Consider the following 16,861-nt stretch of genomic DNA (forward strand, 5'->3'; position numbering starts at 1 on the left):
GTATGAGGAGGGGAGTAATTATGGCTAAATATAGAGCAATTCCGGAAGGATTTATGACAGTTGGGGAACTTGCTAAGAAAATGGGCGTTACCATCCGTACTCTACAATATTACGATAAAGAGGGGCTACTTTCCCCATCGGCAGAAAGTGAGGGAGGTCGCAGGCTTTATACCGATAAAGATATAGTGCTACTCCATCAGATTCTATCTTTAAAATCACTAGGCTTTTCTCTCAAGGATATAAAGAGCCGTTTGATCTCTTTAAAAACACCTGATGATGTTGCTAAAGCTCTTACTGAGCAGGCAGATGTTCTTCGTAAAAATATAGAGCAACTTAAGGATTCTTTGATCGCAATAGAGCAGTTAAAGGTAGAAGTTTTACAAATACAAACGGTCAATTTTAAGAAATATGCAGACATTATTGTCAATCTACAGATGAAGAATGACTCCTACTCTCTCATTAAGCGCTTTGATGATGATACGCTCGACCAGATACGCAGTCGATTTGACAAGAAAAGCGGACAAGACTTTATGGATAGGTTGAACCGCCTAAGTGATCAAATCGTGGAGCTTCAAAAAGAAAACGTGCCAGTTGAAAGCGAACAAAGCCAGCAGGTTGTGCAAGAATACTGGAGCTTGATTATGGAGTTTACAAATGGTGATATGAGCATGCTTCCGAAGTTGATGGAGGTTGGGAATATTGATACCGCCTCAAACGCTTGGGAAGAAAAGCAAAAAATCGTTAATGATTATTTAGGGCCTGCTTTACAAGTCTATTTTTCAAAGCTTGGAACCAATCCCTTTGAGGAGGTAGAACCATGAAAGACGCAATAGAGGTTTCTGGATTAAAGAAAAGTTATGGTAGCAATATGGTTCTTAGAGGTCTCGATTTTCAAATCAAACAAGGAGAAATCTTTGCTCTGCTCGGAGTGAACGGAGCTGGTAAAACAACCACGCTTGAATGTATCGAAGGTCTGAGAAAATATGACGAAGGCACTATCGTTGTAAACGGGAAAACCGGAATTCAACTACAGTCCTCCTCTCTACCCGCCCACATCAAACCAATGGAAGCCATAAAGCTCTTTGCAAAATGGAATCATACATACATTGATGATGCTATGCTAAAGGCCCTTGGCATAAAAGAAATGAAGGAGTCGCAATACATAGAATTATCCACCGGTCAAAAAAGAAGATTACATCTTGCTCTTGCACTTATCAGTAAGCCGGATATTATTTTTCTCGATGAACCGACAGCGGGACTTGATGTTGAAGGAAGACTATCCCTCCATGAACAAATCCGAAATCTCAAATCACAGGGCAAGACAATTGTTTTGGCAAGCCACGATATGGCCGAAGTTGAAACCTTATGTGACCGCATTGCTATTTTGAATAGTGGAAAGATTGTCTTTTGTGGTACTCCTTCAGAACTGACAGACAGGTTGGGAAGAAAATATTTCATCCATTTAAAGACCCGGGACGGAGAGGAATCTTTTGAAACAGATACGATCGAGGACACTTTGATTTCATTATTGGAAGAATGCAAACAGAAAAATATCCAGGTATTGGATATTAAGGTGGATCGTGGTACACTGGAGCAGCATTTCATCGAAATGGCAAGGAGGGGGTCGGAATGAATGGATTCTTATATAGCCTAGCATTACAGTGGAAATTGGACATACGAAGTAAGTCTCTCTTGGTTACTTACTATATTGTACCGCTTATTTTCTTTCTTCTCATAGGTGGTATTTTTACTTCCGTTATGCCTGAAATGGGTAGTACACTCATACAGTCAATGATTGTCATGAGTGTTTCCATGGGGGCCTTTCTCGGCTTACCGCCTTCCTTGATTGAAACATACGGAAGCGACATAAAAAAGATTTATAAAGCAAATGGTGTGCCTATTCACTTAGGATTGGTGACCATAGTTCTCTCTGCCTTTGTTCATTTGATAATGACTTGCATAGTGATCCTACTACTTGCTCCAATTTTATTTAAAGCAAGTCTACCGAGTCAACTTCCCCTATTCTTTCTCGCGCTGGGCATCTACATTTTCGTATCGTTAAGTATCGGAAGTATACTGGGCCTTACTGTAAAAAATCAAGCAAAGCTTACCATGATAGCGCAACTTGTCTTTTTACCCTCAATTATGCTCTCAGGAATCATGTTTCCTAGCAACTTACTACCTGATTTTCTTCAAGCAATCGGGCGTCTTTTCCCAGCCTTTTGGGGATTCCGATTGATGGTCAATCATGGTTTTGGTCTTGAAAATCTTTGGTATCTGATTCTTGTATCCTGTATCTCAGTAATGACTTGTATCCTCCTCTTGAATCAGCAAAAATCTAACTAGGTGCCTGAATAAATCCATAGCAACATTAAATTTTAAACAAAAGCGACGAAATTGTTACTTATCCCGTCGCTTTAGTGTTTTTGGTTGTTTTTATCTAATCTCTGTTATGTTATTGAAACTTCTTGCTCCCATCGTCTGAGGACATCCTTTAAGGGCTCATCAAGATAGGTATAGGTCTTATCCTTAATCCAATCAGGAATACCATATGCGGCCTCTGCTATACTCCCGGTAATGGCAGCAAGAGTATCACTATCCCCACCAAGAGAGATGGCATTTCGAATCGCATCTTCAAAATCTGTACTTTCAAGAAAAGCAATGATGGCTTGAGGTACCGTATCCTGACAGGTTTCATTGAAATGATAAGTAGGACGAATGTCATCTAGAGACTGAGAGAGATTGTACCCATACTCTTTCTCTATATATTCCCTGATGCGTTTTTTACACTCTGTAGGATGATCATTGATTGGTTGCTCGTAGTCGCCACAGTAGCCTCCAAAGTAATAACGACACAGAAAGATAGCATCAGACGTCGCCATTGCCCCTTTGACACCCTCTGGATGATTATGAGTCACCTCTGCAGAAAGTCGTGCAAGAGCTCTTCTGGACGGCCAAGCTCCTGTTCTGGCACAGAAACTACAATCCATGACCCAAGCACAAGGAGAAACACGCATGGCTGAGCCATTGCCAAAGCTATTATAAGGGGAGCAATCATTGCTTTGAATCCATGTATTAAACCTAGGCCCGTACCCAGCATCGGGATACATTCTACCATATTTCTTCATAGCATCAATAAAGTCATCCTTCTGACCACCGTTCATGATAGCTTCAGCAACCGCACATGTCATAACCGTATCGTCAGTGAAAAAACAATCCTCACGAAATAATGGAAAGTCTTTCGTTTTAATATTGCCCCATTCGTAAACAGAACCTACAATGTCTCCTACTATTGCTCCTAGCATAAGATTCCTCCTTACAGCATATCAGATTTCCAATGGATCACTCTTTAAAAACGGCTCAACCAAATCAACCCACTCTTGAGGTAGATAAGCCGATAAATAGCCGTGGTTATACCCCTTTGCTTCATACAGGATCGTGTTGGGATGTAGCTGCTGAAATAATTTCGCCGATGCTTTCACACAGTTCAATTCTTTTTCACCGTAGATATACAGAACCTGCGCCTTACTAGCAGAAATTGTCTCCTTCAGCTTGTAGCGCCCCATATAGGTTTTGTAAATGGTCACCAATGTTTTGATAGGTGTCCTTGGCAGATCCTCCAAATAATATGCTTTTATTTCCTCTGGATAAGCCAGTTTAGGATAGAGTTTGTTCATCATGCTTAATTGAAGTTTGCAAGAGAATTTACTGAACATCAGTTTACCAAATAGAGCTACTAGAAAGATGCTGATTTTAGCTAACCTTGGTTGAGGAATACAAAGGCTTCCGTCAATAATAGCCTTATCAGCTATCTCGCTGTCTAAGGACAAAAGTTCCATGGCAATTTGACCACCAAGAGAAACGCCACCGATCGCAAACACCTTCCCACCACAGTTTGCTTTGATATAGTCTAGAATCTCCAAAGCAGAATCTTCAGTAGAAACATAATCGAGTTGATACTCTTCACCTTGGCCATTCAAATTGGGTAGAATAACACGGTAGTCTTCTGACAAAATCCGTGCTTGACGAAGATAATTCCACCAAGAACTGCCACCGCCATGTATCAGTAAGATAGGAGGCAAATTCCTATTACCAAATTCATGGAATTTCATATTTAAACTCCTTACTGTGAGACTTTCACTAGATACATCCCTCGTTTGACGTAATTGTAATGATATTTTTAGATAGAGTTTTTATTATCTATGCCACAAAAAAGAATGAACCTACCACTCCTTTCTGAAATCTATACCTCCACTTATTTCTCCAGTTTTATCACCTTATCATAGCGCTTCAAGTCCTCTTCACTATAGTGATGAATCACTTCTACGAGTGCTTGAGGGAGGGAGAAGAGAAGGTGACTGATTTTCTCTTGATTTTTAAAGTCCAGATTGGCTTTGACCTCATCAGCTAGGATAAATTGGCGATTGTGATAGAGAGCACGGGCAATTTCCAAGCGCTGCTTCTCACCGCCTGACAGAGTCTGGTTGCTAAGGTTTTTGTTTTGAAGATCTTTCAAACCAGTTTGTTGCAGGATTTCGTCCATCCTTACAATATCAAGTTCTTGTCCCAAAGCAATATTTTCCTCTAGGCTTAAACCATCAAAGATATGACTAGATTGGAGAATGTAAGCTCCTGCCTGATAGAGTTCATCCGAGGTTAGCTCTTGCCCATGGTAGCGAATCCGACCATGACTAGGCTCAATTTCACCATAGATTAGGTTCAGTAAGGTTGTTTTTCCAGACCCACTTTCTCCGATAATGGCAATCTTTTCACCTTCCTCAATAGTAAGGTCACACGAGGCTAGGATTTCTTGACCATCACGCTCTACACTGACTTTCTCTAACTGGATAGGAAAGACAGAACCTTCGAGAACAGAAGGCATATCCAAGTCTACCCCCAGCAATTTTTGATATTTATAACAGAGAGACTTGGCTGATTTTCTAGTATTGATAAAGTAAGATAACTCCTGAAATTGATAGCCAATATTATACGATACGAGGTAAATTCCTACAAAGCTGGCTGCAGATAGGTAGTTATAATAGGTCATGAAACCACCAATGACAATAGGCGCAACAGAGCAAAAAGCATCAATTCCATTGATAAAGAGACTATTTATGGTCCGTTGCTTTTCATAGGCGATTTCTTCCTTTAGAGCCTTGTGCAAATCTTTGGAGAACAGTTTGTAAAACAAACTTTGTCCCCGATAATACCGTATGGAACGAGCACCTGCGATCATATTGGTTGCTTGAGAGACATAGGCTTGATTAGCTAAGGACTTCTCCTTCGTAATTTCATCCAAACGTTTAGAGCCAATTCCACTACAAAGTACAGGTATCGAATAAAAAATGATAAAGAGCAAGCCAAGATAAAAGTTAGTCCAAAGAGCGTAACAGATAGAGACGGTTGTAAATCCCAAAGAAGAAATGATAATAACAGTCGGCTCAATATAATTATCTTCTAGCTGTTTTACATCATTTTCCAAGTCTGACAAAACTTCTTCATCCGCTATCCGACGGCTATATAAGAAAGTCTGAAAGATCCCCTTCTTAATACCCGACTTGAAGTCTGTCAGCACTCGTGCGTAGTAATAACGTTTCCCCGCCAAACCCAGCAAGAGAATCAGATTTCCAACAATCCCCCAAAACAAGACCTGCCATAGCAAATGCAACTGGTGATTGGTAAAACTGGAGACAATATACTGAATCAAAGCTGGTGTAATAATAGCCTCCAGCCAAGTAATCATAATCGCTATAAAATAGAAGAATAAGTGCTTCTTGGTTACATAAGATCTAAGCATAACGTATAAACCTCCTGAAGTTATTTACCAACTTAGATAGTCGCTCTTTAACTCTTTGCTGGGATACAAACACTTTAAAAATATTTCATTCAAAGATTTTTATGCTTTACCAGCAGAACTACAGATGCAACGTGGTGCAGGAAAGCATCTTTATTATAGAATAAAGTGACTAGTCTGGCTTTGTTATTATATGATTGAGCGAATTTATCAATCTAAGAGAAGAGTTAAAAGCTGATTATGTCTACTCTAAAATATTATAACATAGAAAAATAAAAGGGTAAATGGAAATTGAATCCTAACAATTCCATCTATCAAACCAAGATACTAAACTTATACTCTTTCTCTAATATTTCCTATGTACACGAGAAAAGCCTTGACCTCAAGGCTTTTTACAATCCCTTTCATTACAAGGTTTTTACGCTTTTACCTACCGTTTCGTCGTACACTCCTTACTCTACGACAGCTATACCCCAGGGCACCTTCTCGCATGTGCGGACTCAAAAGGTTCAGTGAACCTTTTGAGGATTAGCTACGTTTCACTAACAAACTCACACACTCTACGTATGGTGCTAGTAAACTTCTATATTATAGAACGAAAATGACTAAGTTGTTGTTTAAAATTAAACTTTAGAATGAAACTATTTTATAGTTAGCATTTTTCAAGCTTTATAGCTGATAATTGTCACTTAATAAATTTACTTGCTAACTTGTAAACTTTTTGAATCTCTTTACTCTTAACATCCCAACTATCAAGTTCTTCTTTGATCAACTCTGGAAATTTTTTGCCAATATCCCTCAAAGCATTACCGACTGATTTTCTAACATATTCACTAGAATCTTCTTTTAATGTTGCGATTCGTTTAATAGCTTCATCTGGATTATCCTTGAAATATGGTCTACTCGTCCATATTCTCAAACCTTCTGTAACAGCTCTTCTGACATTTGGATTATTATTTTGTAGCCAGTCGTCAATAACCGGAAGAGATTTTTCATAACCTGTTTGCTTACAAAATTCATCAAATGCTTTTGCTAATACTTCTTGAACTCTCCAATTGTCATCCTTTGAAACCTCATCCCTCATAAAGATCAAAATTTCTTCATACGATGACAAATGGCCAAAGAGAAATACACTGTACATTCTAACTTGATATACATTGGATTTAAAAGCTAAAAATGCTAATTCTTTGGTATACACATTATCGTTTGATAGATAATCAGCAAGAGCTCTTTTCTCTTCTTCTTTAAATCCATTTTCTATTAAAGAGAATTCTTTTTCTAAATTTAAAATATATTCTTTCATGTAACTTGACCCCAAAACAACATTCCAAGTTTCAAGATAATTCTCGATAGGTATTAATAAAGAATTGAATTCGTTATAATATGAGCAAATAATCTTGACATTTTTTCAAATTGATATTTAAACTCTTTTATTATTCAGCTTTTTCTCAATCAAATACCAACTAGGAATGATTTGCTTCATATCATTATACCATTCCAAAATTTCCTTAGCTTGTTGTTGCATTACTGATATTTCGTCAATTCCATAAGGAACAGCCCATGGCAAAGCACCAACTATGTTATTTAGAATATAGATAGCGAGAAGCTTCCAAAATAAATCCGGAACCTTATGATCAAAATATCCATCTATCATACCAGACGCAAAAGAGGGAGAGACTTGAGCAGACCATACAATACGATTGAATTCCTCCCAAGGATCTCCCAGATCAAATCGATCAAAGTCAATGACATAAATTTTACGATCTTCACCAATCATGAAATTCCCGATGTGATAATCTCCATGTTGGAAAACCTGAGGTCTATCTTTTAACAATTCTCGATTTGCATTTAAATAATCAATAAAAATCTGACCATTTTCGTACTGAACGGGACATTCTTTGTATTTGGAGATTTTGTCATCAATTTTTCGATTATAAAAGACCTCCCAATCTTCACAAACTTCTGTAACAGAGAGTGAATGAATTTTTTGAAGGATTCTTCCTGCTTCTACTCCATAAGTATATTGTTGTTCTTTCGAAACAGTTAAAATGGTTTCTCGAGCATCTTTCCCATCTATCCATTCATGTAAAGAATGTACTTCGTCATCGCAGAGTTCTATGCTAATCGGTTTACACATCGGAACTCCAAGAGAAGCTACTTTCTCCATCATATCAAATTCAAATTTTTTAGAATCTAACTTCTCCTTATCAGAAACACGCAAGAAATATTTTTGCTGTTTTTGATCTGTCACACAATATTTTTTATCATCTGACCACCCTTTATTTATGGCTATCTTACCACTAAAATCCATCAATAACTCCTCGATTAACTTTACAACATTACTATATTCTTAACTAATGAAAAGTAATTCGTAGTCCGTCCATTCTTTTACACTTCCTAAAGATATATAAATTTTGACCACGTTCTGAAATTATAATTTTTTCTTAAAATGAATAATTCTATTTGCCTCCTGGAATCCAATATTGAGATGAAATCTTATAGAATCCGTATTCGTTAAAGTACAGTCACTTGCAAATTCCTTACATCCTTTATTTTTCGCCCATTCCTCACATTTTGCACAGAGATGTTTAGCAATATCCTGTAAACGATATTCCTCGTCGACAATAATTCCTTCTAAGAATCCAACAGGACTATATTTACAACCTTCAACATAATCAAATCTGAGTGAACATAGTGCTAACCCTACAATTGTATCACCTTTAACTTCTGTAAAGATTGCAGTATTTTTGCCATTCGTATATTTTTTTACTTCATCAATAGCTTCTTTATCTGTCAATTGGGGCCATAATTGTTTCATTAGTTTAGCCGTTTTTATAGAATCTTTTGTTATTCCATCCATACTGATGTTCCTCCGCAAATTACAAGCAAATGTTACGAATCATGCTGTTACTTTGTTACTCATTGATTGATACCAATACCATCCCCTTCTACTTTTCGACTGTCTCAGATTGGAAGAGCAGTGGTACGACCTCAACATGAAACGAGTGAACACTAATTATGCTAGATAGTCTTGTCTGTTCTATAAACTTTTTAACGATAGCATAAGGTTATCGTTAAATGGTATAACCTAGATAAACTGAGATTTCATAATTTCTTTTTCTTTGGTTTTGGTGCAGGTAACTCATCATACATTGAATTAAATAAGCCGGTTAAATATTCTTTGTTGTCAACATCATCTACCAATAGCATTTCCTTTGCACCTTCATACGGCAATTCGTATTCTACATTCGGCATATACGCTATTGCAGTTTTGACAGGCTTCACTAAAAATCTATCATCATAAATCCCACCCATGATTTTCCCTTGATAATAAATTATATATTCACCCATCATTGCTCTATATGATATTTCTTCCAACTCAGACAATTGTTCTAAAATGAAATCTAAATATTCTTTACTTGAAGCCATTTTTGCTATCTCACTTAATTACTAAAATTTCAATAGTCCATTTTCATCAAATTGAAAATTGGGTCCCCAAGAAACTTCCCAATAATATCCATCTAAATCCGAAAAATATGCTTGATATCTACCCCAGAAAAGTCCCTGTGGCTCTTTTACAATTTTTCCACCTGATTTTACTAATTCTATTACTAGCCAATATAGTATAAATTAAATAAGCAATAAAATGATAATAAAAATAACATAGCAGCCAGTCTTACAACTTACTACTTTTCATATGATAATTTACAAATGTCTTTCCAGCCACTCGATCTTTTTAAAATCCTTATTGTTATTGTGATCATTTCGATAGGAGTCTTGAGAAGAAGCTTTGTAAATACTTAGATACTGCTCCAGACTTGGAAGACGAAAAGTGATGCCTTCAATGTGAATAAGCTCTATATCCGATTCCGAGACTCCTGCAAAATCAGGTAAGGAATCGATACTTCCAAATTCAATACTCACTCGATCCTTTTTGAATTCATGCTCATGAATATCTATTAAGACGTAGCCTAAGTCTTTCATCACTTTCATTATCTTATCCCAGTCATAAATTCTGAGATAATCAGGTGCTTCCCAACCTCTAGGGTCACCAGGCACATGAATGTCAATGTCAGACGGCTCCCAATTTTCTTTCGTTCTAAACTCCAATCCCAAAGAACCCATCAGTGTCGGTGTAATTCCGACTCGATTTAAATGGAAACAAATGGTTTTAAATTCTTCAAATAAGAGACTCATGTATACTCTAAACCTTTCATATAAATGTTCGTTATTTATACTTTATTACCTTGAACAAAATCATCTTCATTTTCTAGAGTATATCCAGTTATTTTGGATACAAATTCTTTTCCTTACTAATTCTATTACTCGCCAATATTGTATAAATCAAATAACCAATAAAAATGATAATAAAAATAAGATTAATTTTTAACACAAAATAGAGATTTAACAAATTTGCGAACACATAAAATAATATACAGTATCCCACAGATTTCGTTTGACGGTAAAAAAGCCCTAAAACAAAACTTAAAAATAATGTATATATAAAAAATAAAATGAAAGGAAATCCTTGATGACTTTCTCCAACTATAAACCATAAAGGCAGATGCCAAATTCCCCAGATTGAACCTACAATCAAATTAGATTGCCAATAAGTATATTTTTTATCAAGTAACGGCTGTAATATTCCACTCCATCCTAATTCTTCATGTCCACCACCAAAAAAAATTAGTTGTATAAAGAATAATGGCATCAGATAAATGGATACTCCGTTTAATTCTAAGGAAGATACAGAAAATAGTATCAAAATTGCTAACAAATGAATAATGAAATAAATACTACTATTTCCTTTCTTACTAAATAGAAAATGTTGAAATTTTATATTATTCCTTTTCAAATAAAAGCCACTTGCAATAGCTGGTCCAAGTGCACCTACTATATGTAATGTTCTTCCTATAATTGTTTCTAATCCAAAAATATGAGATTGCGTAAAGATGGCAAGAATCCCCCAAGCTATATAAGTAATTCCAAATGTAAAACAAAGATAATTTTTTAAATTCTTTTTATCAATTTCTGTCATTTTATCTTCCTTATCTTGATTAATTTATATCTAATATTTTTACTACTTCTTAGTTGTTCTCGCTTTATAACTAACCATATTCTATCACAAAAATAGGAGCAGTTTAATTGATTGTTCCTGTTTTTTATTACAAATATTCTCGAACAATTATCGTCACAACAGAATATAATTCATAGTTTACGTTTAAGTACTATTTTGTTACTAACTAGCTAACAAAAAGAGTGAGGAAATCAAACGTTTCCACCACTCTTTTGTATTCTATTATAGATAAATCGATGTTCTATCACTATCTATTTACTCTGTAATTTCAAATGATTTATCTTTTAGATTAGTTCTTAATTCTGCCACTGTATTGGCATCGGTATTGGTCCAGCTGATGTGGATAGTATTAGAGTCTTCCATGTCAACAGCAAACTCTCCATCAAATGCTGCGCTGGTATTACGGAATTTGAGCAGATTGAACAAGGACTGCACAACTGGGCGTTGAACTTCTCGCTCAATTTCTTCCAAATCATAATAGTGACGGTTGATGTTGCGGCCTTCTTTGGTTGATTCGAGCAATTCGATATCATTTTCTCCTGCCAACAAGCCAACGTAGTAAATCTGCGGACTACCTGGTGCAAAACATTGAAGCACACGTGCCAAGAGATAGGCTTGGTCATCATTTCCTAAAGCTGAATAGTAGGTACAATTTATCTTATAAATATCCAAATTGTTGTAGGCCTCTGAGCTGTAAATCTTTTTGACATTTGCTCCTTGGGCATAGAGGGCTTCTCTTGTCGCCTCTGTTTCCTCATCTGTCAGCAAGTCCTTGACATGGGCCACTCCGATACCATCGTGCGTGTCCAAGGTTGTAAATTGCTTCCGATGGCAGATTTCCATCCAGTGAACAAGACGGTTGACATTACCTGAATAAAGAGCATGAAGAACCAGCATCGGAAGGGCAAAGTCATAGACATAGTAGTCTTGCTCAGCGATTTTTTGCTGAATGGTGTAATGTTCATGAATTTCTGGAAGAATTTCCACTCTTTTTGGTGCCAATAGCTGACGCGGAAAATGAAGCGTTTCCCAAATATCTGGCTCAACAAAGAAACAGTTGGTGCCGATTTTCTTATTGGCGTAGGCAAAGGCGTCCAAGCGAATAATGGAAGCTCCGTGGTCCGCTAGCTGTTCCAGATTTTCCTGAATAAAGCGACGAGTTGTTTCTGTTGTCACATCGAGGTCGATCTGTTGCTCATCAAAGGTACACCAAACTTTTTCCTCACTACCATCAGCAAACTTGGCAATGCGATAGGGAGCACGTGGCTTCCGTTTGTAAATCAGGTCTACATCTTCCTGAGTCGACTCACCGTTTGGCCAAAAGTTTTTGTAGCGGATAAACAAATCCGCATAGGCAGACTCATCTTTCTTTTCTAGGAAATCAAGGAAATAAGGCGACTTGGCTGAGATATGGTTAATCATGAAATCAAACATGAGGTAGTAGTCTTGACTGAGTGCCTCAATATCGCTCCAATCTCCAAAAGCCTCATCAACCTTGCTATAGTCCATGGGTGCAAACCCGCGGTCGCCTGACGATGGAAAGAAGGGAAGAATGTGGACACCACCGACCACATCTTTCAAAGGGCCTTCTAAGACCTACTTCAAGTCTTTCAGATTTTTTCCAAGACTGTCTGAATAGGTAATTAACATTGCTTAATTTTTTACTTTCATAACTTGCTCTATTTACCTTCCTCAAAGCGTTTATAGACTGCTATAAATTCCTCAGCAATCGTTCGAAAACCTTCTGCACTCATTAACTGATCCTCAGCGTGCATCAGAAGTAGACCTGTTTGGCTTAATTCCCCATTCATTTCTTTTGTCAAAAGTGAGTGGTGAGCATTGTGTCCCTGTACATATGCTTCTTCGCCTTGTTTAATTCTATCTTTAGCCTGCTCGAATTCACCCTGCCTAGCCAATTGAATAGCATCGATGTACATAGATTTTGCTGTTCCTACATAGGTGATAATTTGAAAACACACTTCGAGTACTTTTTCGTCCATTTTAATACCTCTCTTACCAATCTTCGTCTTCTAAATCGCTTGTTTCTTGTATTTCAGCTTGTAAATCTTGTTTATCCATCTGTTTAATAAACGGATAATAAACAAAGAAAGACATAACCAAAATAAGTGTTTGCAACAAGGCTGTTTTCCAACCACCGATGATAAATCCTGAAATAATTGGAGGACAAGTCCACGGAACTTGAACGGCACCATACATAGGTGTCAGTCCAAAATAAATCGCTGAATACTGGATGATACAAGATAAAATAGGCGTTAATATAAAGGGAATTGCTAAAACTGGATTCATTACAATCGGCAAACCAAAGAGCACCGGCTCATTGATATTAAAGATGGCTGGAACCATTTCAAGACGTCCAAGAATTTTTAGTTGTTTTGATTTTGCAAATGCAACCATGTAAACTACCAAACCAATCGTAATCCCGGCACCTGTAACATTGATAAATTGATCAAAAAATTGAATCGTCACAATATGACCACCATTGGCTAGATTTAATTCAAGGCCCTTATCTAAAATGGCTTGGTTTTCCAAAGCATTCGCCTGTAGCAAGCCACTCATGATGCCACCAACTACAGTTGAGCCGTGCACCCCAAACATCCATAAGAATGGTACAAGGAAACACATAAGCACCGCACCAAACAATGAGTCAGTCAAGCCTTGCATTGGTGTTTGAATAAGATTATAAATCACTTCAATCGTTGTGACCTTAAACAATTGTTCAACAAGTCCGACAAAGATCGTTGCCGCTGTGATGATAACAGTAGCAGGAATCAAGGCTGAAAATGCGTTGGCTACACCAGTTGGTACGCCATCTGGCATTTTGATTTTGATATTTTTCTTCAAAAACCAAGAATAGCTTGCTCCTACAATCAAACCAACGATAATGGCACCAATCATCCCTTTCCCGGAAGTCCAATCCTTCAGAATAATGTTACCAACTACATCCCCATTTTTAGAAATCAAACTGGAAGGCTGGATTAGCAAGAAAACTGCTAGGGCAATGACACCTGCCCCAAGTGGCTCCTGTTTTTCTAGCTTAGCATAGGTATACGCAATCCCAATGACTGTTACAATCGCACTGATATTAAAGGTTGCACCAATTGCTTGATTGAGAACAGGGGTAATACCACTAGTTTCTAACATCGTTGCTAGAGCTGGAACTGGAAGATTGGCCAAGATAAGAAAGATGGAGCCAACAATCAACAATGGCATAGAGAAAACAATACCATCTTTTATCGCTGTTACACCTTTGGTATTGACAAAGGCCATCATCCTATCAACAAACTTTTTAATCAGTTTATCCTTCATCATCTTCTCCTTATTTTTTCATCATGTAAGCTTGTTTAAGAACTGCCATACCGTTTGCAGTGCCATAATCAGCCATTGCAATCACTTCTACAGGAACATTGTGAGAAGCACAAATTTCTTTTGCTTTTTCAAGTTGGAAACCAACCTGTGGGCCTAATAGAGCCACATCAATATCTCCAACTCTTTGTTCCAATTCACTGATGGAATAAGCTGCAATTGTTGCATCTTTCCCTTTTTTCTGAGCCGCTTCTTTCATACGCTCAACCAAAATACTTGTTGACATACCTGCTGCACAAAACAATCCAATATTCATTTTAATTACTCCTTATAATTCGTTTCCATTTGATGTAATCACTTTTTGATACCATGTAAAGGAATCTTTCTTCATTCGTTGCAAAGTTCCTTCGCCATTATTATTCTTATCGACATAGATAAAGCCATAACGCTTCTCCATTTCACCTGTACCAGCACTAACAATATCGATACAGCCCCAAGGGGTATAACCAATGACATTTACGCCATCTTCTTCAATCGCTAACATCATTTGTTCAATGTGTTGTTTGAGGTAATCAATGCGGTAAGAATCATGGATTCCATCAGGCTCTACCTTATCATAAGCACCGAATCCATTTTCAACTATAAAAAGCGGGCAGTGATAGCGATCGTATAAAAGATTTAAGCTATAGCGTAATCCCTCAGGGTCAATCTGCCAACCCCAATCGCTTGATTCAATATAGGGATTTTTCTTAGTATAAACATCTTTGAAAAGTTCTTCTGTTTCCTCAGATGCTGTAGCAGTCACTGTATCACTCATATAGTAACTCAAGCCAATATAATCTACACAACCTTCTTTTAGAGTTTCTAGATCTTCTGGTAAAATATCCAGTTTGATATTATTTTTTCGACAAAAGGCCTCGATATAGTAAGGACGCTCTCCAAAAACATGAAGATCTCCATAGTGAAATAAACGATGCTCCATTGCCTTCTGGCTAGCAAGTATATCTTTTGTATCACATGTATTCGGGTAAAATGGTACCATTGCCAGCATACAACCAATTTTGAAATTTTTATTGATTTTCCGACCTAATTGTACAACTTTTGCAGAAGCCACTGACTGATAATGGATAACCTGCTGTAGTACCTCAACTGGATTTTCATCTTCTTGATAAATGACACCAGAATTAGTCCATGAGCACCAAGGAACATTAATTGCACCTTGATTATTGATCTCGTTAAAGGTCATCCAATACTTAACTTTGTCCTTATATCGTTCCATGACGACTTCCGCAAAACGAACAAAGAAATCAATCAACTTGCGATTACGCCAAGCACCATACTTAGTAACTAGATGATAGGGCATTTCAAAGTGACTGAGTGTGATGACCGGTTCAATTTGATGAGCTAGCAGCTGATCAAATAAATCATCATAAAATTTCAACCCTTCTTCGTTAGGTTCTTCTTCATCTCCATTTGGAAAGATACGAGTCCAGGCAATCGAAGTTCGAAAACACTTAAATCCCATCTCAGCGAATAATTGTATATCGTCCTTATAGGTTCTGTAAAAATCTATTGCATCATGATTCGGATAATATTCGTCAGGTAAGACGCCATCAGTAATCTGTCGAGAGTGACTAGCACTTCCAACCGTCATCACATCGGCTATCGAAATGCCTTTTCCACCTTTATCATACCCTCCTTCAATTTGGTGAGCAGCAACTGCCCCACCCCATAAAAAGCCTTCTGGTATTTTTGCCATTTTACCAATCCTTTCTGTATTTTGTACTAGCGCTATGAACAAGTCTATTTTACGACATACTGTACCTGCTGACAATAGATATTGAGATAGAAAATAAATGTACAGTCGAACAATATTTGTTACATAAAAAAAACAAGAGTTTTCACTCCTATTTTTTTAAATAAACTTGGTAACGTAAGGATTCTAAAAAATAGACAACTGGAATCTGAGTGGTCAAATTAGTGGAACGTAGCGAGGAATCTGCGTAGGCAACTGGCATAAAGTAGGATAAATTTATATCCGATAGCTGTGATAAAGTGGAAATATCTGTATTTGTCAGACTAACAATCTTAGCATTTCTTTCTTTGAATCCCTGTACCAGAGTTAGAACTTCTTCTGTCTCACCGCTGACACTTAGAGCAATAACCAAAACATCCTCCAAATTAGAATGATGCAATTTCAGAGAATAAAATGGGTTAGTAATAGCAAAGCTAAGAATACCGATTCCAGAAAAAAGATATGAGCCATATTCTGCCAAACTTAGACTAGTACCCACCCCTAAAAAGATAACTTGTTTGGCTTGAACGATCAAGTCTGCTATCTCTGATAGTTGTTTTTTTAAAGCTTCATCTTGGACACTAGTCTGTAAAAATTGTATTGCTGGAATACCAATAGGAAAGTAGTGACGATGTTTATTTTCCTTATCTTCCGACCTTGACAAGGCATATTTTAAATCATTGTAGCTATCAAATCCCATCTTTTTCGCAAAACGAATGATGGTTGTTGTCGATAGATTTATAGATGTCGATAGCTCTCTGATAGTCATCGTAGCAACTTTATCTCTATGTTGCAATATAAAATTATACACGCTTAATTCACTATTATTTAGCCCTTTTACTTTATGATAATCAAATAAAATCATAGACAC

The 16,861-nt window shown here is 37.1% G+C and carries 17 protein-coding genes and 2 pseudogenes; 3 read left to right on the forward strand and 16 right to left on the reverse strand.

Going from position 1 to position 16,861, the window contains the following annotated elements:
* Positions 1 to 17: 17 nt before the first annotated feature.
* The 3 genes from AC6IZR_RS06565 to AC6IZR_RS06575 are packed head-to-tail and all read left to right on the forward strand — an operon-like array spanning position 18 to position 2,346.
* The gene (locus tag AC6IZR_RS06565) at positions 18 to 821 is read left to right on the forward strand and encodes a MerR family transcriptional regulator (protein WP_497848943.1); all 804 of its coding nucleotides are present in this window, start codon (positions 18 to 20) and stop codon (positions 819 to 821) included.
* A complete protein-coding gene (locus AC6IZR_RS06570; protein WP_070577937.1) occupies positions 818 to 1,633 on the forward strand; it encodes an ABC transporter ATP-binding protein in 816 nt (271 codons plus the stop codon). The genes AC6IZR_RS06565 and AC6IZR_RS06570 overlap by 4 nt, the downstream gene beginning before the upstream one ends.
* Positions 1,630 to 2,346, forward strand: coding sequence for an ABC transporter permease (locus tag AC6IZR_RS06575; protein ID WP_497848304.1), 717 nt, complete (start codon positions 1,630 to 1,632; stop codon positions 2,344 to 2,346). Before AC6IZR_RS06570 ends, AC6IZR_RS06575 begins: the two co-directional genes overlap by 4 nt.
* Positions 2,347 to 2,450: 104 nt before the next feature.
* On the opposite strand, the gene AC6IZR_RS06580 is transcribed toward AC6IZR_RS06575, so the two are convergent.
* The 16 genes and pseudogenes from AC6IZR_RS06580 to AC6IZR_RS06655 all read right to left on the reverse strand — a co-directional run bounded on the left by AC6IZR_RS06580 (position 2,451) and on the right by AC6IZR_RS06655 (position 16,855).
* Positions 2,451 to 3,305: an ADP-ribosylglycohydrolase family protein gene (locus AC6IZR_RS06580; protein ID WP_497848305.1), complete on the reverse strand. Its 855-nt coding sequence runs from the start codon at positions 3,303 to 3,305 to the stop codon at positions 2,451 to 2,453.
* Positions 3,306 to 3,326: 21 nt separating this feature from the next.
* The gene (locus AC6IZR_RS06585; RefSeq protein ID WP_414382320.1) at positions 3,327 to 4,112 is read right to left on the reverse strand and encodes an alpha/beta fold hydrolase; all 786 of its coding nucleotides are present in this window, start codon (positions 4,110 to 4,112) and stop codon (positions 3,327 to 3,329) included.
* 143 nt (positions 4,113 to 4,255) lie between these two features.
* Positions 4,256 to 5,797 (reverse strand): streptosactin export ABC transporter GggC, encoded by a 1,542-nt coding sequence (gene gggC, locus AC6IZR_RS06590; protein WP_227197512.1) that lies wholly within the window; start codon positions 5,795 to 5,797, stop codon positions 4,256 to 4,258.
* A gap of 682 nt (positions 5,798 to 6,479) precedes the next feature.
* On the reverse strand, positions 6,480 to 7,097 hold the full coding sequence (locus AC6IZR_RS06595) for a DNA alkylation repair protein (protein ID WP_013903434.1): 618 nt from the start codon (positions 7,095 to 7,097) through the stop codon (positions 6,480 to 6,482).
* A 117-nt stretch (positions 7,098 to 7,214) separates the two neighbouring features.
* Positions 7,215 to 8,105 (reverse strand): aminoglycoside phosphotransferase family protein, encoded by an 891-nt coding sequence (locus AC6IZR_RS06600; protein WP_227197513.1) that lies wholly within the window; start codon positions 8,103 to 8,105, stop codon positions 7,215 to 7,217.
* Between the two features lie 120 nt (positions 8,106 to 8,225).
* Entirely contained in the window at positions 8,226 to 8,654 is a 429-nt protein-coding gene (aac(6'), locus tag AC6IZR_RS06605) for an aminoglycoside 6'-N-acetyltransferase (RefSeq protein WP_497848306.1), read from the reverse strand.
* Between the two features lie 245 nt (positions 8,655 to 8,899).
* Positions 8,900 to 9,223, reverse strand: coding sequence for a TfoX/Sxy family protein (locus AC6IZR_RS06610; protein ID WP_070665998.1), 324 nt, complete (start codon positions 9,221 to 9,223; stop codon positions 8,900 to 8,902).
* Positions 9,224 to 9,244: 21 nt separating this feature from the next.
* Positions 9,245 to 9,406 (reverse strand): annotated as a pseudogene (locus AC6IZR_RS06615) (VOC family protein); the annotation flags it as partial.
* Positions 9,407 to 9,499: 93 nt separating this feature from the next.
* A complete protein-coding gene (locus tag AC6IZR_RS06620) occupies positions 9,500 to 9,991 on the reverse strand; it encodes a nucleotidyltransferase (protein WP_070666001.1) in 492 nt (163 codons plus the stop codon).
* 88 nt (positions 9,992 to 10,079) lie between these two features.
* Positions 10,080 to 10,832, reverse strand: coding sequence for a CPBP family intramembrane glutamic endopeptidase (locus AC6IZR_RS06625; RefSeq protein WP_497848307.1), 753 nt, complete (start codon positions 10,830 to 10,832; stop codon positions 10,080 to 10,082).
* A 294-nt stretch (positions 10,833 to 11,126) separates the two neighbouring features.
* Positions 11,127 to 12,521, reverse strand: a pseudogene (gene gtfA / locus AC6IZR_RS06630) (sucrose phosphorylase).
* 29 nt (positions 12,522 to 12,550) lie between these two features.
* A complete protein-coding gene (locus tag AC6IZR_RS06635) occupies positions 12,551 to 12,871 on the reverse strand; it encodes a PTS sugar transporter subunit IIA (protein ID WP_013903427.1) in 321 nt (106 codons plus the stop codon).
* Between the two features lie 13 nt (positions 12,872 to 12,884).
* A complete protein-coding gene (locus tag AC6IZR_RS06640; protein WP_041818169.1) occupies positions 12,885 to 14,198 on the reverse strand; it encodes a PTS sugar transporter subunit IIC in 1,314 nt (437 codons plus the stop codon).
* A gap of 10 nt (positions 14,199 to 14,208) precedes the next feature.
* Positions 14,209 to 14,511 carry a PTS sugar transporter subunit IIB gene (locus tag AC6IZR_RS06645; protein ID WP_001020606.1) on the reverse strand — a complete coding sequence of 101 codons (303 nt, stop codon included), beginning with the start codon at positions 14,509 to 14,511 and terminating at the stop codon, positions 14,209 to 14,211.
* Between the two features lie 12 nt (positions 14,512 to 14,523).
* Positions 14,524 to 15,954: a 6-phospho-beta-glucosidase gene (locus AC6IZR_RS06650; RefSeq protein WP_003003486.1), complete on the reverse strand. Its 1,431-nt coding sequence runs from the start codon at positions 15,952 to 15,954 to the stop codon at positions 14,524 to 14,526.
* Between the two features lie 148 nt (positions 15,955 to 16,102).
* Positions 16,103 to 16,855: a MurR/RpiR family transcriptional regulator gene (locus tag AC6IZR_RS06655; RefSeq protein WP_013903424.1), complete on the reverse strand. Its 753-nt coding sequence runs from the start codon at positions 16,853 to 16,855 to the stop codon at positions 16,103 to 16,105.
* Positions 16,856 to 16,861: the final 6 nt, after the last annotated feature.

It is taken from the genome of Streptococcus mobilis (assembly GCF_059727625.1).